The sequence below is a fragment of the Nocardiopsis moroccensis genome (assembly GCF_055763695.1).
Genome location: NZ_CP199747.1, coordinates 1,345,824 through 1,365,424 on the forward strand (window position 1 = coordinate 1,345,824; position 19,601 = coordinate 1,365,424).

General features: G+C 68.0%; 18 protein-coding genes. 6 read left to right on the top strand and 12 right to left on the bottom strand.

The genetic code is table 11. The annotated features are described in order from the left end of the window. The first annotated feature begins 313 nt into the window (after positions 1 to 313). A complete protein-coding gene (locus ACUKCB_RS05610; protein WP_473039395.1) occupies positions 314 to 829 on the top strand; it encodes a helix-turn-helix domain-containing protein in 516 nt (171 codons plus the stop codon). Continuing rightward, positions 826 to 1,401, top strand: a complete 576-nt coding sequence (locus ACUKCB_RS05615; protein WP_473039396.1) for a transposase — start codon at positions 826 to 828, stop codon at positions 1,399 to 1,401. The genes ACUKCB_RS05610 and ACUKCB_RS05615 overlap by 4 nt, the downstream gene beginning before the upstream one ends. Positions 1,402 to 1,424: 23 nt before the next feature. Here ACUKCB_RS05615 and ACUKCB_RS05620 read toward each other — a convergent pair. Both ACUKCB_RS05620 and ACUKCB_RS05625 read right to left on the bottom strand, forming a co-directional pair. Beyond that, positions 1,425 to 2,221 (bottom strand): IS5 family transposase gene (locus ACUKCB_RS05620; protein WP_473040936.1). Its coding sequence is split into 2 segments (ribosomal slippage): positions 1,425 to 1,885 and positions 1,885 to 2,221, totalling 798 coding nucleotides; the frame shifts between segments, so codons are not numbered across the junction. A 1,363-nt stretch (positions 2,222 to 3,584) separates the two neighbouring features. Continuing rightward, complete coding sequence (locus ACUKCB_RS05625) at positions 3,585 to 4,475, bottom strand: hypothetical protein (RefSeq protein WP_473039397.1); 891 nt, start codon at positions 4,473 to 4,475, stop codon at positions 3,585 to 3,587. Between the two features lie 403 nt (positions 4,476 to 4,878). Between ACUKCB_RS05625 and ACUKCB_RS05630 the strand changes: the two genes are divergently transcribed. Continuing rightward, positions 4,879 to 6,201, top strand: coding sequence for a hypothetical protein (locus tag ACUKCB_RS05630; RefSeq protein ID WP_473039398.1), 1,323 nt, complete (start codon positions 4,879 to 4,881; stop codon positions 6,199 to 6,201). Here the strand turns inward: ACUKCB_RS05630 and ACUKCB_RS05635 are convergent. The 7 genes from ACUKCB_RS05635 to ACUKCB_RS05665 all read right to left on the bottom strand — a co-directional run bounded on the left by ACUKCB_RS05635 (position 6,195) and on the right by ACUKCB_RS05665 (position 12,054). Then, positions 6,195 to 7,091 carry a phosphotransferase enzyme family protein gene (locus ACUKCB_RS05635; RefSeq protein WP_473039399.1) on the bottom strand — a complete coding sequence of 299 codons (897 nt, stop codon included), beginning with the start codon at positions 7,089 to 7,091 and terminating at the stop codon, positions 6,195 to 6,197. The two genes, ACUKCB_RS05630 and ACUKCB_RS05635, sit on opposite strands and share 7 nt — an antisense overlap. Positions 7,092 to 7,168: 77 nt before the next feature. Next, the gene (locus tag ACUKCB_RS05640; protein WP_473039400.1) at positions 7,169 to 7,843 is read right to left on the bottom strand and encodes an HIT family protein; all 675 of its coding nucleotides are present in this window, start codon (positions 7,841 to 7,843) and stop codon (positions 7,169 to 7,171) included. 13 nt (positions 7,844 to 7,856) lie between these two features. After that, positions 7,857 to 8,789, bottom strand: coding sequence for a DUF2797 domain-containing protein (locus ACUKCB_RS05645; RefSeq protein ID WP_473039401.1), 933 nt, complete (start codon positions 8,787 to 8,789; stop codon positions 7,857 to 7,859). Beyond that, positions 8,786 to 9,817 carry a hypothetical protein gene (locus ACUKCB_RS05650; protein ID WP_473039402.1) on the bottom strand — a complete coding sequence of 344 codons (1,032 nt, stop codon included), beginning with the start codon at positions 9,815 to 9,817 and terminating at the stop codon, positions 8,786 to 8,788. Before ACUKCB_RS05650 ends, ACUKCB_RS05645 begins: the two co-directional genes overlap by 4 nt. Then, positions 9,814 to 10,473 (bottom strand): thymidylate kinase, encoded by a 660-nt coding sequence (locus ACUKCB_RS05655; RefSeq protein ID WP_473039403.1) that lies wholly within the window; start codon positions 10,471 to 10,473, stop codon positions 9,814 to 9,816. The genes ACUKCB_RS05650 and ACUKCB_RS05655 overlap by 4 nt, the downstream gene beginning before the upstream one ends. Next, positions 10,466 to 11,362 carry a hypothetical protein gene (locus ACUKCB_RS05660; protein ID WP_473039404.1) on the bottom strand — a complete coding sequence of 299 codons (897 nt, stop codon included), beginning with the start codon at positions 11,360 to 11,362 and terminating at the stop codon, positions 10,466 to 10,468. The genes ACUKCB_RS05655 and ACUKCB_RS05660 overlap by 8 nt, the downstream gene beginning before the upstream one ends. After that, positions 11,359 to 12,054: a pyruvate phosphate dikinase gene (locus ACUKCB_RS05665; RefSeq protein WP_473039405.1), complete on the bottom strand. Its 696-nt coding sequence runs from the start codon at positions 12,052 to 12,054 to the stop codon at positions 11,359 to 11,361. Before ACUKCB_RS05665 ends, ACUKCB_RS05660 begins: the two co-directional genes overlap by 4 nt. A 581-nt stretch (positions 12,055 to 12,635) precedes the next feature. Between ACUKCB_RS05665 and ACUKCB_RS05670 the strand changes: the two genes are divergently transcribed. Further along, positions 12,636 to 13,310: a haloacid dehalogenase type II gene (locus ACUKCB_RS05670; protein ID WP_473039406.1), complete on the top strand. Its 675-nt coding sequence runs from the start codon at positions 12,636 to 12,638 to the stop codon at positions 13,308 to 13,310. Between the two features lie 169 nt (positions 13,311 to 13,479). Here the strand turns inward: ACUKCB_RS05670 and ACUKCB_RS05675 are convergent, their stop codons facing one another. Beyond that, on the bottom strand, positions 13,480 to 15,198 hold the full coding sequence (locus ACUKCB_RS05675) for a pyridoxal-dependent decarboxylase (protein WP_473039407.1): 1,719 nt from the start codon (positions 15,196 to 15,198) through the stop codon (positions 13,480 to 13,482). Positions 15,199 to 15,710: 512 nt separating this feature from the next. Here ACUKCB_RS05675 and ACUKCB_RS05680 point away from each other — a divergent pair. Both ACUKCB_RS05680 and treZ read left to right on the top strand, forming a co-directional pair. Beyond that, positions 15,711 to 16,109, top strand: coding sequence for a hypothetical protein (locus ACUKCB_RS05680; protein ID WP_473039408.1), 399 nt, complete (start codon positions 15,711 to 15,713; stop codon positions 16,107 to 16,109). A gap of 194 nt (positions 16,110 to 16,303) precedes the next feature. Next, positions 16,304 to 18,088 (top strand): malto-oligosyltrehalose trehalohydrolase, encoded by a 1,785-nt coding sequence (gene treZ, locus ACUKCB_RS05685; protein WP_473039409.1) that lies wholly within the window; start codon positions 16,304 to 16,306, stop codon positions 18,086 to 18,088. Positions 18,089 to 18,094: 6 nt separating this feature from the next. Here treZ and ACUKCB_RS05690 read toward each other — a convergent pair whose 3' ends face one another. Then, positions 18,095 to 18,655, bottom strand: a complete 561-nt coding sequence (locus ACUKCB_RS05690; RefSeq protein ID WP_473039410.1) for a hypothetical protein — start codon at positions 18,653 to 18,655, stop codon at positions 18,095 to 18,097. A gap of 9 nt (positions 18,656 to 18,664) precedes the next feature. Further along, positions 18,665 to 19,456 (bottom strand): 23S ribosomal RNA methyltransferase Erm, encoded by a 792-nt coding sequence (gene erm, locus ACUKCB_RS05695; RefSeq protein ID WP_473039411.1) that lies wholly within the window; start codon positions 19,454 to 19,456, stop codon positions 18,665 to 18,667. Positions 19,457 to 19,601 lie beyond the last annotated feature (145 nt).

Below are 19,601 nucleotides of genomic sequence, written 5' to 3' on the forward strand. Positions count from 1 at the left end.
CGTCCAAGAGCTGTCCGCTCGATCACGGGGCATGTTGGCAGCGAAGACACGGTGTCACGGGTCGGGCGGTCAGTGCGTGAGCCTCGTGCCTCACGCCTCGCACACAGCCCTCACCCAGGGCGCCACCGTGACCATACAACCCGTTCCAGGAGCAGGTACGGCAAACAGCGTCGTCCCGTTCCGGCCACCCGGCCAGACCTCCGCTGCCCGTCGGATCAGCTCTGACAGGTCAGACACGATTTCGGGACAACCCTTACTGAGTTTTTCGTTAGTTGTGTGGGTATAGAAAGCTCGGTCGTGTGAGCATGGCGGTATGCCCCGCCAAGCTGAAACCGCTGCCCCCGCACAAGCCGTTTCGCCGCTGACCCGCCCGCAACTGGCCGAGGCCCGACGGATGCGTGCGGTGGAACTCCTGGACCAAGGCCACTCCCAGTCCCAGATCGCGCGCATGCTCGGGGTCACGCCCGAGAGCGTGCGGCGCTGGCAGCGGCGGATGGAACAGGGCGGGACCGCGGCGCTGCGCCGCCGCCCGCCCACGGGGCGTCCCCGCAAGCTCACCGATGCGCAGGTGGAACAGATCCGTGTGGCCTTGGAGGAGGGTGCGGTGGCGCACGGGTTCGCCTCTGATCTGTGGACGTTGGAGCGCGTGGGTTCGGTGGTCGAGCGCACGAGTGGTGTGGGTTTGTCGCGGGCCTCGGTGTGGCGGCTGCTGACTGGGCGGTTGGGGTGGAGCTTGCAGCGGCCCCAGTGCAAGGCTGTGGAGCGCGATGAGTCCGAGATCGCCCGGTGGGTGTCGCACGAGTGGCCGCGCATCAAAAGGGGGCCTTGAGAAACCGGGCATGGATCGTCTTTCTCGACGAATCGGGTGTCTCGCTGCTGCCTCAGGTGCGCCGCACCTACGCACCCCGTGGCCGCACCCCCACCCTGGCCCACCGGTTGAACTGGAAGCGAGCGGGAATGGCCGCCGCGCTGGGCTACCGAGCCGCCGAGGCCGGACGTGGGGCGCGGTTGTGCTTCGACCTGCGTCCGGGCAGCTATGACACCGAGGCGCTGATCGCAGTACTCGAACAGCTCAAGGCCTTCTACGAGGGCGAAAACGTGGTGTTGGTCTGGGACGGGCTTTCCGCGCACTGGAGCCGGGCCATGCGCGCTTGGGTGGAGGGTCAGGACTGGCTCGCGCTGGAGCGGCTGCCTGCCTATGCCCCCGAGCTCAACCCCGTGGAGATGCTGTGGTCGGCCATCAAGGCCCGGGAGTTGGCCAACGTGGCCGGTGGCCACCTGGCCGACGTCGCCGACGCAGCCGAACGAGGTATCAACCGCGTCTGTGAAGACGACCGACTCCCATGGTCCTTCCTTGCTCATACCGGGCTGGAGATCCACCCTCCAACCCCACACAACTAAAGAAAAACTCAGTAGAGCTCATCTCATTTGGTGAGCCTGCGGAAGCAAATCAACGTGCAGGCGATGCCGGCGAACGCGAGGAAGTGCTCAGCCTTGCGCTCGTAGCGACGATGGAGTCGGCGGCATCCGGCCAGCCAGGCCATGGTGCGCTCGACCTGCCAACGGTGCCGCCCCAACCGCTTCGAGGATTCCACGCCCTTGCGGGCCAGACGATGGATGATCCCGCGTTCGCGCAGCCATCGGCGCAGGTGGTTGTAGTCGTAGCCCTTGTCGCCGTGGAGCTTTCCGGGTTTGCGTCGCCTGCGGCCTCGCCTGGACCTGATGGGCGGTATCGCGCGAACCAGCGGTTGCAGGGCTTGGCTGTCGTGCAGGTTCGCACCCGAGATCGCCATGGAAATCGGAAGCCCGGTCCGATCGGTGATCAAGTGGATCTTGGCGCCCTTCTTGCCCCGATCGACAGGATTGGGACCTGTCAGGTCCCCCCTTTGAGAGCACGCATGTTGACCGAGTCGACCGCACACCGCGACCAGTCCAGCTCACCGCGGGAGCCGAGTTCGTCCAGGACCAGGCGGTGCAGCTTCGCCCACACGCGGGCCCGGCTCCACTCGCTGAAACGCCGGTGTGCGGTGGGCCCGGAGGGGCCGAAGACCGGTGGGAGCTGGGCCCAAGTGCAGCCGGTGGTCGCCACGAAGATGATCGCGGCCAACACCTCACGGTCTCCGTGTCTGCGCCGCCCACCACCTTGAGGTCGGGTGGGTGCCTCGGGCACCACCCGCTGGAACAGCTCCCACAGTCCGTCCGGCACCAACCGCTCAATCATCGACACCGGGCCAGGTTATCGAGAACCCAAATGAGATGAGCTTTAAGTCTGGTTTTGAGTCACACCCCTAGAACACACCCTGAACTGCGAGAATGAGTGTTTCAGGGGGTCCACAGGCGTGGAGGGGTCGTTGGAGTGGTCGGTGGAGGGTGCGTTGGAGTACTGATTCACTGGCTCTCACAGGCCCCTCAACGCAGTCCCCCGGACCGGGTACGGAGGGTGTGGGGCGCCCCGGGCAAGCCTCCGCGAATCAGGTTATTGATTTCTTTCTATGCTTCTTTTTCAGCATGAATCGGTGGTGTTTATTTATTGAAGGAAACCTTTCATGCACTCATCAGCACGAGGCCTTCGACAGCCCCGTTTCGCGTTCTTGTGACGGTCAGCGTGTGTGGGTGACCGCCGGGCGGGTCTCGCTCGTTGCCCCCGCGTGGGTCGACGACGTCGACAGGCCCCCACAATCCCGCTATCTCCGGTACTGGCGGACCAGGGCATTGAAACAGGGCCGCCCCTGGAAGGGAACGGCCCTGGATGCTTCTGTGCGAGGTCAGGCCACGGGCTGCCGCAGCGCCTGCCACTGACGCACCACTGCGGCCAAATCGCTCATGTCCAAGGGCGGCTCACCACCGGCCGCCCCCGAGGCCACGGGAGCCAAGACCTCTTGGCGGGGCGCCGGTGGCACCATTTTCACACGACGCCGGGTGTGCTGGTTCTTCTAGTGCACGGCCAGGTACAGGCGTACCCCGCGCACCCCGTCATCGTCCTCACACCACCCGCGCCGCCCCGTGTACAACGCACGCTGGTGGGGCGGCGGCCCGGCTGTGTGGGTGCCCGTGGGGGCTTGCCCAGCACGGGGCCGAGGAACCTTCACACCCACCCTGCCCGCAGTCCCTTCCAGGCCAGGTTCACGGCCTTGGGCAGGACGCCGCACCGGCAGTGGTTGACGCGCCTCGGTCACGAGTCGAGTGCTCTGCCCGGTCGGGCTGCAGAACACGGCGGCGAGCACCGCCCCCAGCACCCAACGCAGGTGCTCGCCCCAGCCCTGTCGGCGCTTGCGGTGCCGCCCGCTATGCTTTTCCACGATCTCCTCCTGCTGATTCCAGGTGGGGATTCAGCCCCGGCGCGGTGTTCGTAGCACCGTGTCGGGGCGCCTCCACTTCTTCGTTCTCCAACAAGGTGTGGCCTGAGCGGGTGTCAATGGCCCCGGGGTCGTACGCCACCCGGAACTGCGCTTCCCACCCACACCGCACAAAGGGCACAAAAGCCCCTAAAGCTCGCAAGGAATGCGCTGTTCCTGCAGGGCTGGTCGATGTTCGCTTGGGTGAGCGAGGTTCTTCAACCCCGTACGAAAAAAGGGCGGATTTCCTCAGCCCAGCACCGATATCGCCCGATTGTTGGAGGACAGTCCCTTTTCCGTGCGGGCTTTGTTCACGCGGGCCCTGATGAGGTCCGCGTTGACGCTGAGTTCCCGGGCCAGAGAGGCGTAGGTCTCCCCTCCCTCGAAGCGGGCCAGGAGCTCGCTGTTGGGCACCCCCAACTCCTTGGGCGGGCGATGTCCCTGGTGGGGAACCATGCCTGCGGCCTTGCGCTTCAAGGCGCGCTGCTTGCGCAGCCGCACCAGGTACATCACGTTCTGGTGGCGCGCCCCGGGCCGGTCATAGCCCCACATCTTCGAGGGGGTTTCTCCCTCGTGCCACAGTGCGAAGAACGCCCGTTTGGCTCGGCCCAAGGTCCGGGTGAAAGCCGCCGTGTCCATGTTCACCGCGCGCTCGGCTCGGCGGCGGTCGTCGTGTTCGGCCAGCGCGGTCAGCACCTGGCGGTGGGCTGGAGTGAGGGCGGTCCAGATCTGCGCCAAGGCGATGCGGTCCACGAGCAGGTCCTCGTGGGAGTGAGCGGGTGCTGAGGCGCTGGTCCAGTAGCGCAGGAACGCCCTGGAGACCAGGGCTTTGTCCTTGCCGCCCAGTCCGTGGGCTTTGAGGTCCTGGTAGTGCTGGGCCTTCATCGCCTTCCACCCGATGGCGATCAGCTCGGTCTCCTGCGGACGGGTTGCAACCAGTTGCAGGTGCTCGGTGATCGCTTCCCAGGCGGTCTCGGCTCGGTGGATCATGTCCATGCCGTTCACCCAGCGGCACTCCCGCGCCGCCCACACCGCCAACCGCACCACCTGGAAGGCGGTGTAGCCGTGCCCGACCACGTCATCGGCGCTGGGCCGGGGCAACAACGGCCCGAACTCGTTCGACCCGTGCGGAGATCTCACAGCGCCCCTGGCAAGGTTGTGGTCACCCGTTTCGGAGGAATCGGGTTCTGTCCTCGAAAGTGGCGGTGAATCGCAGTGTCCATCGGGGTCGGTGCTGTGTGCGGGCCCCTTACGGGTGCGGTGTGGGCCCCTCGCAATCACAGGGCCGGTCTTGGACGTTGTCGCTGGGGTCATAGGGCCACTGTCCGGAGAAATCGCTGACATCCCCATGACCGTGCGGGCATGGTGGTCATGACAAGCCGGTCATGGCGGAGCTGGAGTTGGCGCCCGTAGTCTTCTGTGCCACCCACCCGCCCCGAGGTTTCGAGTGGAAGGCACCCCCGTGTTCTGCGGAAACTGTGGTCGATGCCGAGGCAGCGGCGACTGCTCCTGTGTTCCCGCGCGGTTCTGGCACATCCCTCAGGTGCGGCGGGCCGCGGCCGAAGGGGACGCCAACGCGCTGATCCGCCTTTTGCTCCGGCACACCGATCTGGCCCAGGACGCCATCGCGCGGATGTGCGACCTGTCCCAGACGATGGTCTCCCGGGTCCTGAGCGGCCAGCGGGAGCTACGGAAGCAGGAGACCGTCCGACGGGTGGTCGAGGGCATCACGCGCGGGTACGACATCCCTTCCCCTGCGATGGAGCGCGTCCCACCGGAGCTGGGCCTTGCGCTGAACGGCTCCCCGCAGAAGACCGCCGAAGTCCTGGGGCAGGTGGCCGGTGTGGACGTGGAGGACGTCCCAGGTGTGGAGGAGCAGCCACCGGCCTCGGCGGTCAGTTCCGCGGTGCTTTCCTGGCTGGTGTCAGGGCCCGCCTCCGGTGGGGCCGAGGCTCACGTGGCAGAGGGTCCGGTCGCGGCGATCCGCAGCGCGTCAGCGACATTCTCCGCCTTGGACAACCGCTTCGGCGGTGACAACGCGCGAGCGGCGGCGGTGCACTACCTCAACGGCACGGTGGTTCCGCTGCTTCGGAAGTCCCATGCGGAGAGGGTCGGCCGGGCTCTGTTCGCGGTGTCCGCGGAGTTCGTGCTCTCGTTGGCGTGGATGTCCTACGACGTCCAGCGCAACGGGGCCGCCCGGCGCTACTTTGTTCAGGCTCTGGACCTAGCCGCGCATGCGGGTGACCGGCTTCTCGGGGCGAGTGTGCTCTCGGCGATGAGTCACCAGGCCAATTACGTCGGTGCGCACGCCGAGGCGCGGGATCTGGCCCGGGCGGCGTTGGCCGGTGCCGGGGAGCGGGCGACACAGACCATGCGGGCGCAGTTCCTGATGATGGAGGCGCGTGCCCACGCCGCCGGGCAGGACAAGTCCGCGTGTTTCCAGGCGATGAGTGAGGCGGAGCGGGCTTTCGGTCGACGTGACCCGGGGTCCGATCCGGGGTGGATCGGTTACTTCGACCATGCGGAGTACTCCGACGAGGTCGCCCACTGCCATCGCGATCTGGGCCATGCCCATGTGGCGCGGCGGTTGGCGGAGCAGAGCCTGGCGTCCTCGATCGGGGAGGAGTACGCGCGCAGCCGGGTCTTCACCCGTCTGGTGTTGGCGGCTGCCGTGCTGGAGCAGGGCGAGGTCGAGGAGGCCTGCCATCTGGGCTCCGTGGTGCTGCCGCAGGTGCGGGCGACGTCCTCGGCCCGGTGCGTGGGCTACCTGAACTCGTTCGCCCGGAGTGTGCGGCCCTACTGCGGGCAGCCGACGGCGGACCGGTTCCTGAACCAGGCACGGGCCGTGGTGTCGGCTGCTCAGTAGGGGGTCCACGCCCGTGGGCGTCGCGGGTCGGCCAGGTCGCTGATGCGCCGGTCGATCTCGGCGTCGATCTCGGGGCTCTCCCCGCGTTTTTGGGCGAGCCAGGTAGTCATGCGCAGTTCCCGGGTCTGCTTGTAGAGGGGGTAACCCTCCCAGGCGGTGACGTCGAACCCGTAGGCCTCGCAGAAGTCGGCGTACTCGGCGTCACTGTGCCAGCCCAGGTCCCGGTAGAGGGCGGTCAGGACCAGGTCCCACTCGGGTGGGCCCCAGCAGATGCCGTCCAGGTCGAAGAGCACAACCCCGTTCGGAGTGGCCAGGACGTTGCCGATGTTGGCGTCGCCGTGAATGACGTGGATGCCCAGCACCGGCTTGGTGGCCGAAAACCGGGCAGCCAGGCCGCGATGGGCCTCACGTAGTCGATCGCGTTGGGTGGGGCTGAGCCCGGGGGCGGAGTCGATGCGTTCGGCTACACGGTCGAAGGGGTCCAGCTCGGGGAGGTCGAGGGTGGGCGGCGGGGTGAGGCCGTGCAGCGCGTGTAGGAGCTTGGCCAACTCCTGGGGGACGGTCCACTCCCCTTGGACCCCCTCCCAGAGCGTGACGGCGGTGCCTTCGGCCAGAACGGGTTGTTCGCCGGGCAGGGGGAGGCTCACCGGCAGGCCCTGTTCGGCCAGCCATCGGGCGGCCCGCACCTCCCTGTCGGCCTCCGCCCATCTGGCCGCGGAGCGTTCGACCCGGGCGATGACGGCTCCGTCGCGCAGGCGGAACACCGCACGCTCCCCCATGCGGATCAGTTCGGGCCCATCGTGAGCCGATGTCTCGGGGGCGCCCAGGGCCTGGGCTGCGGTGTGGACGGCTCGTAGGGCGCGCTCGGTGAAGTCCTCGGTGTGGGCCACGGGCCCCAGCCTATGCCGGGGCCGCGCGCCCGCCCCGTGTTCGAGCGGAGCATCCCGTGGTGAGAGGGCGAGACAGGTCACCTGGTGCTGAGGGCCGTGCTCATGCGGTGGACCCGGTCGGTCTGGGGGAAGGTGAGCCAGTCCCACTCCCCCTCTTCAGCACCCATCCAGGTGGCCAGGCAGCGGCGGAAGAACTGGGAGGGCGCTCCGGTGGCGGTGCCGATCCAGTCCTGGTCGGGTGTGCCCAGGGCGAGGTAGGAGCGTTGTTCCTCCTCGACCAGGCGGCGGGAGGCGCTGATCCAGTCCGTGCAGGGTCGCATGGTGACGGGTGCCGGAATGTGGTCGAGGAAGCGCCGGTGGTCGTGGTCGGTGGCCACGACGTGGATGTGGGTGTGGTCGTAGCAGGCACCGCCCTTGTCGCGGAAGTCGAGGCTGCCGTGTTCGAAGACGAGGCTGTCCAGACCGCTGCGTTCTCGGATGAGGCCGGTGACCTGTGGGATGAGGGTGCGCAGGTCGGCGTGTTCGGCCTCGTCCAGCCAGCCCACGGAGAGGGTGTGGCGCTTGGAGACGATGAGTAGGTACCAGTCGGTGAGTGCGCCGATGCAGGGCATGACGACGAAGTATTCGCTCTCCAGGAGCACGTAGTCGGTGCGGGTCCGGGCCAGGCCCAGGTCGTAGAAGAGGTTGGAGTCGTCGCCGCCTTCCACCTCGCAGCAGAAGGTGCAGATCTCGCTCAGGGTGGTCTCGTGCACGGGGTCCTCCGGGTCAGAACAGGGTCGGCGCGCCGGTGGGAGCATCCTCGGCGGTGGCCGGGACCAGGGATCGGCCGATGAGCCTGCTCAGGTCGGCGCAGTGGCGGGGCGCGTCGGGTTCGGGTTCGGTGGAGAACACGGCGACGGAGCCGGTGGCCCCGGCGATGTGCAGCCGGTGTGTGCCCTGGGTGAGGTCGCCGGGGTAGGCGAGCACGGGGGCGGATTCGAAGACGGCGGTGGAGCAGGCGGGGCGTATCCAGGGCTCGGGGGCGGCGAGCACTTCGGTGCCGGGCTGTTCGTCGCCGATCTTGTTCAGGTAGGGGGTGACCTGGGATGCGAGGTCGGTCAGCTTCGTGATGAGGGCGGTGGTGTCGATGCTGTTCTGCAGGCCCAGGACCTTACGGCGGGTTTGGACTTGTTGGGGCAGCGCGAAGTGCTGGGAGACGGCGGACTCCAGGGTGCGGACGGTGGCGCCGTCCTTGGTACGGGCCAGGTAGAGGGCGGTGACGGGTCCTTGTTCGGCCAGGCGGCTGCGGCGGCGTGAGTCGGCGGCGGTGCCGACCTTGGTCGTGCCGTTGGCGAAGACGTCGAGGTAGAGCCAGTGCGGCTGCTGGAGGTAGTCGCGGATGTTCTCGGGCAGGGCGTCGGGGGTGCGGTGGGCCTGGTGGGCGGCGATGAACCCTTCCTTGTACTGGCAGCGTCGGCACTGTTTGCCCCGGGTGACGACCTCGTCGGTACGGCAGCGCACGTGCCTGCCCTCGGCTCCGGTGAGGTCGAACCAGCCGATGCAGCGCCGCTGCTCGCCGTCGACGCGGAAGGCGTGCTCACCCAGGAGGGGGTGGAGCAGACTGCTTTCGGGGTGGTCGGGGTCGGTGGTGCGCAGGCGCGGAGTGTCGGGGTCGCTCCAGTCCAGGCCGAGAAGGGTGACGGGTGCGGTCGGGTTCATGCCAGGCTCCGGTGCAGGATCGTTTCGATGTGGTGCAGGCAGCGGCGGCGCCGGGTAGCGACCGGGGTGCTGCGTTCGGCGTACAGGCCGTGGTCGTGGGTGCCGTTGAGGTTGTCGGTGACGATGTGCAGGTAGTCGAAGGGCACCTGGGCGGTGGTGGCGGCGAGGGCCATGTGGCCGATCTCGGGGTCCACCACGTCGAAGTGTGCACGGTGTTGCTCGAGCCAGGTGCGGGTTTCGTCCAGGACGCTGGGGACCGTGATGTGTCGGGCCCGGTCGCGCAGTCCGGGCAGTGTGGGGTCGAGGTCCAGGGCGCTCTTCCAGGAGAGGGTGCGGCCCTTCACCTGGGTGGTGGTGCCGGTGACGATGACGGTGTTGGGTTCCATGTCGGGTTGGAGGCCGCCGAGTTTGCCGACGTAGAGCACGCCCGAGGTGTGGCCGCGGGTGATCAGGGCGGTGACCAGGTCACCGGCGAGGTCGCCCCAGAAGCTGAACTCGCATCCCAGCAGGAGTGCGGTGGAGTGGCCGATGCGGGCGGTACGCCAGCCGAAGGCGGGGTGGTGGTTCCAGTCGGTGCCGGAGGCGGGTGGCCGGGTGAGGAGGGGTTCGACGTAGCCGAGGATCGCCAGGTCGTGTGCGGGCAGGTTTCGTGGGAGCCAGTGGTCGACGAATGCCAGCCCCTGTCCGGGGACGGGCTGTTCGATGGTGATCTCGGCCGGTAGGTCCGTCATGGCGCAGGCCGCGCGTAGAAGCTCCGCGTAGTGGTGGGTGTAGTCCTGGCCGGGAGGGACCACGCAGTGCAGGACTCCGTCGGCGAGGGTGAAGTAGGGGCGGCGCCAGTTGAAGCGTTTGCCCACGCGTTTGTCGCCGCCGAGAAGAAAGGCCAGGGAGCGGTTGGGGTAGACCCATGCCCGGCCACGCGCTGCGATGAGCAGGTCCAGGGGGATCTTGGGGAGGACGTAGTCGGGGAGGCGTTCACCCATGGTGTGTTCGCTGGCCAGTACGGGGCTGGTCGCGGTGGTGTTCACGCGTTGACCTCTCCGCGCAGGAGGGGCAGGAGATCCGTTTCGTCGGCGGTACTCGGCAGGGTGTGCACGGGTGCCGGGTGTGCGCTGAGCAGTTCCTCCAGGGCGCGGGCGGTACGGGTCTGGTAATTGGTGAAGTCAGCCAAAGAGGTCGTGGCTCGCTTGGTGGTGAAGGCGCCGTGTTCGGAAGGTTTGGAGGTTCCGGCCCTACGGGTGGTGGCCACCTCGGCCGGGGTGGTGAGCAGCATGATCCGGTCGGGCTGGGGCAGGGCGGAGAACACGTCTTGGGCCTGGGACACGAGACGTTCGTCGCCGGAGAGGGTCATACGGGCCTGGTGTTTGAAGTACCAGCCGTCGACCACCACCGGCCGGTCCCGGTCGAGTGCGGGTGCCACGTGGGCGTGGTGGAAGAGCGTGTACCAGGCCGCCAGGGAGTGCAGCCAGTAGTGCGCCGGGTAGTCCCAGACCGGTTCGGCGTGGTCGTAGCCCCAGGTGAGGTCGTGCATGAGGGCAAGGCGCCGGTCCAGCCACGTGTTCCCGGTGTGTGGCGGATCGTCCTTACTCAGGGCGGTGACCTGGGAGGTGACGGTGGTCAGGCGGGACAGCAGGTGGCTCTTGCCCGCTCCGTCGATGCCCTCGATGGTCCAGAACTCAGCCATGGGCGCTCCTGACGGTGATTCCGGCTTCGCGAAGGTTGATGGCCAGGTGTGAGAGCAGGCCTGAACGCAGGTACACCTCTTGTGTCCCGGCCCGGTGGAGCCGGTCGATGAACGCGGCCAGGCGGGTGTGCTCCTCACGGGCGACGGACACATCGAGCAGAACGGGGCCGTCGGGTAGGGGTGCGTCGGTCGAGGAGAGCAGGGCCGTGTTGACCGGAGGTGCAGGGCTGTCCTGTTGCCAGGTGTCGGGCTCGGGCACACTGCTGCGGAGGTTCTGGGCGGAGAGTCCGTAGCGGCTGGAGTGGTGCAGCTTGAGACCGAACGGCTGGCCCAGGTCGTCGCGAAGGGCCGTCAAGTGGCGGCGGTGTTCACGAACCCATGCCACCAGGGTGGCGATCTGCCAGTCATCGACGCGGGCCAGTCGCTGTCGGGTTCCGTGGTGGGGGTCGTGGAAGCGAGCCATCTGGGGATGAGTGTCCGGGATGGTGAGTTCGAGGCCATCGTCCTTCACCACCAGGACGGCGGGGGTCAGGCGACTGTCCAGCTCCCAGATTCCGGGAACGATCTCGGCCACCACCACTGACTCGTGGACCGCGAGTTCGACAGAGAAGAGCACCTGCTCATAGGGCTGTACCAGTACAGACAGCCCCGGAGCGAGATCAATGATCCACTTCGCCGCGGCTGCGGGTGTGGCGCCAACCAGGCGAGGCAGGTTCCGTTCCTCGGAAGTGGCCGCCGTGCGCAGCACCAGGAGTCGGTGCTCGCTGAAGCTGTCGCGCAGGGCCCGAGTACTCATCTGGTGCGGTCGCCGCACGACACGGATCGGTACACGCAGCAGCCCGTGGGCTTCGAGGGCGCTGACGGCCTCGATCTTGTCCCAGTCGCTCATGAGGCCCACTCCAGGGCAGCCCGTGTGATCGGGCGTACCTGGAGTACCAGGACCATCGCGCCGGTCCAGGCCCACTCCACGTCGACATCGAACCCGAAGTGGGCGCTGAGCTGTTGGCACAGTGGGTGGAGCTGCGCGGTGAGGGCGAGGCTCGGGATCTGCTCGGGGCCGGTCGATGCCCTGAACCGGCGGGCGTCACGCCGAGCTCGCATACGCAACGGCATCCCGGCGGTGGCTCCGTCCGGGTACGGGGATGCTTCGACCAGCAGGCGGTCCTGGCTGAGGAAGGCCACACCGTACAGGGAAGTTTCAGCCTGTTCCTGGACCAGAACGCACCCGCCTGGGACGGTATCCAACTCCTCCTGCCCGAGCAGGTCTTGGTCGATGACGCGGGCCAGTGCTGAGGCGTCGGGCGGACAGTTGAGCAGCGACACCGATCGCCCCGCCTGGGCACGCTCCAGCCCGTCCTCCAGGGACGAGCTCGTGCGCACCACGACTCGACGGGGCCGGTAGAGCTCCAGCCACGTGCGGAGTGAGGCGATCGCTTCGCTGGTTCCGTGCGCCAGAGCAGCAGTACTGAGGCAGAGCCCCGGCGGCACGGGGAGGCCGAGGTCAGCGACCTGGCTCAACCGCGCCGCCTTGTGACCCCACATGTCGGGGTCCAACCGCTGAGAGAGCAGGTCAGCCGCCAAGGCGCCACCTGCTCCCGGCGCGGACCGTCAGGCTGAAAGCCGCTTCAGTGAATCCGTCCATGCCCCCACTGTGGCCAGCCCAGAGGAGCGGTCCCATGACCAGCCAGTCATGGATTCACCGACGTGGGGCAGCGACTCCATCGTGAGCGACGGGAGGCGCTCCCGGCACACACCGCGGTGGCACGTCCCACGTGCTTCGCACCTGGCACGAGACACGATGGCGAGTGTTTGGGCGAACACGCTGGTAGGTCGATACTGATCAAGACCCGCCGGGTGGGTGGACAGCTTCTTCCGTCCTCGATCCGACCTCCGGCAGAACCCGTGTCCACACACGGTTGCTGCGGAATCTCAACCTAGGGTTACGCACAGAACTTCTGGATAGACGGTTTACAGCCGAGGGTAAAAGCCCGGTGTCTGCACCGGTCGGCTCTGAAACCCGCGCTTTGGGCGTGGAGGCCGTGGTTGATCATCGTCGTCGTGGTTGCCGCCCGTGCCTGCACTCCTTGTCACTTTGTTAGCTTCATTCCCGTGCGTCCTACTTGAGCCGGGCACAGGGGGAATCGCCGACCACGGGAGCTCTCATGACCGCTCGCCCGCACGCCGTTGCTTTCGATGTTCTCGAAACCCTGCTGAACCTGGATCCGCTCCGCACACGGCTGGAGGAGATCGGCCAACCGGCGAGGCTGCTGGAGCCGTGGTTCATGCGTTTCCAGCGCGACGCGATGGCACTGACCCTTGCCGGGGACTTCGGCTCGTTCGAGTCGGTGGCACGGCAAGCGTTGCGCACCGACACCGGCCACACCGCCGCCGAGGAGGACATCGACCACGTACTGGAGGGGTTCGGCCACCTGCCCGCCTATCCCGACGCCGAACCGGCGCTGCGCCGACTGTCCGAAGCCGGAGTGAGGGTCGGCTGCCTGACCGTCGGCAGCGCCGAGAACACAGTTCGTTTCCTGGAACGAGCGGGCTTGGCACGCTACGTGGACCAGGTGATCACCGCGGAAAGGGCCGGTATCTGGAAACCCGCTCCGTCCATCTACCGCGTGGCAGCCAGCGAACTCGGAACGTCACCGGGCAACATGGCGCTGGTCGCGGTGCACGCCTGGGACTGCCATGGAGCCAAGCGCGCCGGCTGTCTCACCGGTTGGTGTGAGCGATTGGAAGGCCGCTACGGCGACGTCTTCACAGCACCCGACGTGAGTGGCACCGATCTTGTCCAGGTTGTCGAACGCTTGCTGCAACTCTCCTCCGACTGAGCTCCACTCGCAGTGGTTTCGTTTCCAGTTGACCTGGCACCTGCTGCTCCAGGTTCAGCGCAGACCCGTTCCCGGCAGTGACGAGGGGCGTTTCCGGTGCGGAACACTGACGGCCGCGCCCCTGCTGCCGGACGCGGCCTCCGTGTGTCGGAACTGGTTCGCAGCCGGCTCAGGCGAAGCCGCGATCGTCCATGGCGACAGCATGCAGTACCTGAGTCTCCTCAGCGGGCGTGTACTGCTCCGGGACCAGCGCCTCCGAGGCCACCGTACGCACCGCCTCCTTCGGGAAGGCGTTCTCGCGCAGCAGGTCAGTGATCAGCTGGTCGATCAACCCCTGGGTCACGTGCGGCATGGTGAACAGGTGGGCGTAGGTCTTCACCTGTGATCCTCCGACCGGGACGCTGACCGTGGCCAGGGAGTACTTCTTGACGATGCTCTCGACCGGCGCGCGGAAACGGACGCTCAGCGAGTGCTCGGTCAGCTCGCACCCCAGGGAGGCTTCCTTACGCCCCCTCAGTTTCGGCTCCACATCCTCCTTCAGGCGCCTCAAGGTGTACTTGGCCATCTCGTGGCAGCTCTTGGCCATCTGGGTCTGCTCGCCATGGGAGTGCTTGGCGAAGAAGTTCCACAGCACCGCCGCGGAGAAGCCGTTGCGCGAACCGGCGAAGGTGGTGTCGGGAGAACCGACGTAGTCCGCCATGGGCGGCGGCTGAAGCTGGAGCTTTCGCCGGGTCATGAAGACCCCGCACGGCCACGGGCAGCCGGGATACTTGTGCCCGCTGGCCACGATCGAGCTCACCCCCGGCCTCGGCAGCCGGAAGTCGAACTTCGGAACCGTGATGCCCGCCTTCTGCAGGAACGGGATGTAGTTGGCGCCCAGCGCTCCGTCGACGTGGATCCAGAATCCGTCACGCTTGATCACCTCCTCCTTCCCCCCGCTCCTGACCGTGAACTCGCGCTCGTACAGGTTCCGCTCTTGGAACACCTCACCCAGCTTCTCGACCGCCGTCTCGACGTCGTCGTAGGCCCCCTTGAACGTGGTGCCCAGGTTGAGCACGATCACCACCGGGTGGCCCTTGCCCGCGAAATAGTCCACTGCCGCCGTGAGTTTGTCGAGGTCGATACTGCCATCGCTGTTGGAGGGCACTTCGGTCGGCCAGGTGTGGGTGCCCATGGTCTCCATGGCGCCGTCCTGATAGCCCCGGGCTGGGTCGTTGCCCATCTCGCCGAAGGTCGGGATGCCGAGCGTGTGTGCGCTCTTGGCGACCGAGTAGTGGGAGTCCTGGGAGAAGAAGATCACCGGCTCGGTGGCGTTCTGCTTGTGCTTGGACGGCTCAGCCTGTCCCATGGCCAGCTGCATGATCTGGCTGTCGGCCGCCTTCGGCTCCAGCAGCAGGTGCTTGCCGGACACGTAGTCACGGGCGTTGAGCAGGCCGTAGATGTTGCCCTCCGAGGAGCCCATGCTCAGCACGTAGCCCCACGCGCTCTCCGGGTCCTCCTCGTCGTGGGGCTTGAGCCCCCACAGGTCCGCGTAGTAGGCGAGCACCGCGCGCTCCATGTGCTTGGTGTGGGTGCGCAGGTTGCTGTCCTTGAAGGGGTCGCCGATGTTGTTGGTGTGGACGCCGAGCAGCTTCACCAGGTCGGAGCTGACGTCGCTGAGCTTCTGGTTGACCTGGTAGCCGAGGAAGTGCTGCTGGTGGTAGTCCAGGTAGGCCTGGAACTCGGCCAGGACCTTGGCGCGCTGATCTCCGAGCCCGCCGGGTTTGAGCTTGAACCTTGCCTCGTCCAGCTCAGGCGGTGCTTCGGCCTTGCGATCCTCGGTAGTGGTCGGGGTGGAAGTCGAGTGCGTGGTCTGCCGAGTGAAGGACTTGCCGGTGACGTTGTCCATGTCTTCTCCATGACGGTGGGCACCAGAGGCGTGGTCAGCGGAGGAATCCGCCGACCACGTTCATTGCCCCGATGGAGCGGGGCCGCACTCACAGCCAATAAATACTATGTGTAATTAATCGCAAACTATCTGTTGTCATCTTGTGTGTGGGCGCTGTGGGCCCCTCGTCCGCCGAGCATCCCAGCTCCGTGCGGCTGCCCCCATCTCAGAGAGCGACGGCAAGCGGCCCCGATACACAAAGGCCTCCACCGGCCCCGCCACAGGGCAGACCGGGTTCAACGGCGGTGGTCTACGGTGTGGCCATGGCAGACGCTGACTCTCCGGACGGCCGAGACCCCCTACTGGGCCAACTCGCCGGCAAGGGCTGGTTCATGAGCATGGGCGAGGTCGCGGCAACCAAATCTCTGGCCTGACTGGCCTCAGACCCAGAGCTGCGCGCTGCGGTACTCGCCTACCTGGGGACACGGGCCGCCGTAGACCTCACCAGCGCAGAACAGTCCGTTTCCGAGTCGGTGCACGACGACAGGTCCCGCCCCGACATCGGGGTGTTCGACGACAAGGGCAACACCATCGCCCTTGTCGAGGCCAAGTTCGGTGCGCACCTGACTGACGAGCAGGTGAACGCCTATCTAGGGATCCTCGACCGGCGATCCGGGGTCCACCGCGGTGCTCTGTTCCTGCTCGTCCTGTCAGGCAGAGCGGACGAAGCACAGCGGACCCTCCGACGGGCGACCAGCACTCGACCCGAGGCGGCACACGCTGTCCTCACCTGGGACGAGTGGCTCGACGTATGGAATGACGCCGCCGAGGAGGCCGGTGACGCCGGGCTCGTCAGTGACCTGCGCCAACTGAGCGCCATGTGCCAGACCCTGGGCGCAGGCGTGGTACCGCAGCCCGTGAGGCTTGCTTGAGCCGTGTGCGGTAAAGGTGTGCACACGGTTCTGAGAGGGCCGGGACGCAGCGATGCGTCCCGGCTACCCGGCTGCTGAGCGAGCAGGCCGGTGGCCTCGCGCACCTGGAGCCAGGCGGTCGCGGTGCCCGAAACGAGCTGATCACGGCTGCTGTCGGGGTTGGGTCCGGGTCCGCACGGGGTAGGCAACCCTGCGTGAACGAACTGGCCACGGAGTCCACCCTGCCTGTCACCCCCGGTCTCGGAGTCCACGGGGACTTCTCCGTCTGGGCCCCCGGAGCCCAGCGTGTGCGTGTGCGGGTCGACGGTACCGATCACTCCATGAGAAGTGACGACCGAGGGTGGTGGCACGCCCGGGTGGAGGGGGCCGGCCCGGGGTCGGACTACGCCTATCTTCTGGACGAGGATCCCCAGCCCCTCCCGGACCCGCGCTCCCTCTGGCAGCCGGACGGGGTGCACGCCCCCAGCCGGGTCTACGACCATGGCAGCCATGAGTGGGTCGACGAGGACTGGACCGGGCGTCCGCTCGCCGGAGCCGTGATCTACGAGCTCCACGTCGGCACCTTCACCCCGCAGGGCACGCTGACCGCTGCTGTCGACCGGCTCGGCCACCTGGTCGACCTCGGGGTCACGCACGTCGAACTCATGCCGCTCAACGCCTTCGACGGTACGCACGGCTGGGGTTACGACGGGGTCCTGTGGTCGGCCGTGCACCAGCCCTACGGGGGGCCGGACGCACTGAAGGGGTTCGTCGAGGCCTGCCACCGCAACGGGCTGGCTGTTCTGCTGGACGTGGTCTACAACCACCTCGGCCCGTCCGGCGCCTACCTTCCCCGCTTCGGGCCCTACTTCTCCGGGGAGAACGACTGGGGGCCCTCGCTCAACCTGGACGGCCCCGGGTCCGACTTCGTGCGGCAGCTGGTCATCGACGGTGCCCTGGACTGGCTGCGTCATTACCATCTGGACGGGCTGCGACTGGACGCGGTGCACGCCCTGCGCGACGACCGGGCCGTCCCGATCCTCGCCGAGCTCTCCGCGGAGGTCGAGGCACTGGCCGCCGGGCTCGGCCGTCCCCTCTCGCTCGTCGCCGAGTCCGACCGCAACGATCCGCGCACGGTACTACCCCTGGAAGCGGGCGGACTGGGCATGACCGCCCAGTGGTCGGACGACCTCCACCACGCGCTGCACGTCGCCCTCACCGGGGAACGGCACGGCTACTACGCCGACTTCGACGGTCCCCAGGTCCTCGCCGAGACGCTCCGCCGGGTCTTCTGGCACGACGGAACCCCCTCTGCCTTCCGGGGCAGGAGGCACGGCGCCAGGGTCGACACCTCCCGGGTGCCCGCCAGCCGTTTCCTCGGCTACCTCAGTACCCACGACCAGGTCGGCAACCGCGCCCGCGGCGACCGGATGGGCGAGCACCTCTCACCGGGACTGCTCACCTGCGGCGCGGCCCTCGTGCTCTGTTCGCCCTACACCCCGATGATCTTCATGGGGGAGGAGTGGGGGGCCACCACCCCCTGGCCGTTCTTCGCCTCGTTCGCCGATCCTGGTTTGGCCGAGGGCGTGCGCAGGGGCCGCCGCCGGGAGTTCGCCGCGCTGGGCTGGGCGCCGGAGGACATCCCCGACCCCATGGACCCGGCCACCAGGGACAGCGCGGTCCTGGACTGGTCCGAACCCGAACACGAGCCTCGGCGGCTGGTCCTGGACACCTACCGTGCCCTGATCGCCCTACGCAGGTCCGAAGCCGAACTCTGCGACCCGAGGTTGGACCGGTTCGCCGTCACGGCCGGCGAGGACGGCCGCAGGCTCGTGTTGCACCGCGGCTCCCTGCGCCTGGTCTGCAACCTCGGCACGGCCCCGGCCCAGGTGGAGTTGGACGCCGTCCCCCGGGAGCTGCTGCTCGCCAACGGTCACCCCCGGGTCCGCGGGGCCACCGTTGACGTGCCGGGCGAGTTCTTCGCGATCCTGAGGGTGTGAGCCGGGTTACTGCACCGGGCCTCGGAAGGCCACCTCGTCCTCGCCGTTGACCACGGAGACCAGCACGCTGTCCGGTGACTCCGGGAACTCGCAGACCATGTCCGTGCTGTGGGTCCCGGGCTCCAGTTCGCCGAGCCGTGCCTCGGTGGACGCGGGGACCGAGTGCTCGCCGTTGGAGCACCGCACCTCCAGGTTGGCGGTTCCGAAGACCCGGCCCAGTTGCGGTACCTCCACGGTCAGGGTGAACTCCACCCGTCCGGGAGCGCCGAGGGAGACGTCGTCCACCGTGTAGACGACGTCCTCCTCGCCCTCGAACTCCCACTCGTAGGCGCCCACCGGGTGGGGGAAGGCGGCGCCCTCACCGAAGGGGTACTCGGCCGTGGCCGGGGCCTCGGTGCCCTCCGGCGGGTTTTCCCGGGTCCCTTCGTCCGCTGCCTCTGGCGGGCTCTGCTGCGCGGTCCCCGCGTCGGTGGCCGGCGGGGACACGGACACCTCCTGGTCCGCAGGACCGCACCCGGCGGCGAGGAGGAGCGGCAGAGTCAGGGCACAGGGGAGGATTCGTCGCATGACCACACGCTAGGCGAAGGGGCCCCGGCCGGCCAGCATCCGGAACACCCCCACCCACTGGTCCGGGGAGACCGCCCCGACCGGCGCGCCCGGGGCGATCCCGGATGTGTGGAGGGCGGTCCTCACCCGCCGTGCCGGATACGCCCGGCGCAGCGATGCGGCGAGCGAGCCGCCCACCCCGCCGAAGCCGAGTTCGACCATGCGTCGGTACTCGTCTCTGTGCTCCCAGGGCACCAAGGGGTCGCTGCGCCTGCGCAGCACCAGTACACCGGCGTCCACCCGGGGCACCGGCCGGAAACGGTCCCGGCTGATCCGACCCGCCAGCCGCCAGGACCACCAGGGCCAGGTCAGCACGGTCAGCCGGCTCGCCCCGGCGCGTTTGCGCGCGTACTCCAACTGGGTGACCAGGGTGGCCGAGGTGAGTCCGGGCGCCTCCAGACACCAGCGGACGATGTCGGCGGTCCGGGAGTAGGGGATGTTGGCGACCACCGAGAACGGTTCCCGGGGCGGACGCGCCCGGGTGAAGTCGCCGTGCACCACCCGCACGTTCCGGTAGCGTCCGGCGAGCCGGTCGGCCAGTCGGTGATCCAACTCGTGGGCGACCACCCGGCGGGCGGCGGGGGCGAGGAAACGAGTGATGGCGCCCTGGCCGGGGCCGACCTCCAACACCAGGTCGTCGGGGGCGACCCCGGCCACCCGTACGACCCAGCGGGCGGTGCCGGGGTCGGCGAGGAAGTTCTGGGACAGGCGCCGCCGGGCGGAGGTGTCGCCCGGGCGGGTGCGATGAGGGTTGCGTGCCACGCGTGGTCCGTTCGGCTGACGCGGACGGGCGGCACGAAGGTCCGTGCCCGCCCGTCCCAAGGGAAGGGGACGTCGGCGGAACCTGGACCGATACGCGTCTGTGAAACCCCTGGCACCGCCGACGTCGCGCTCGGGAAAGGGGCGC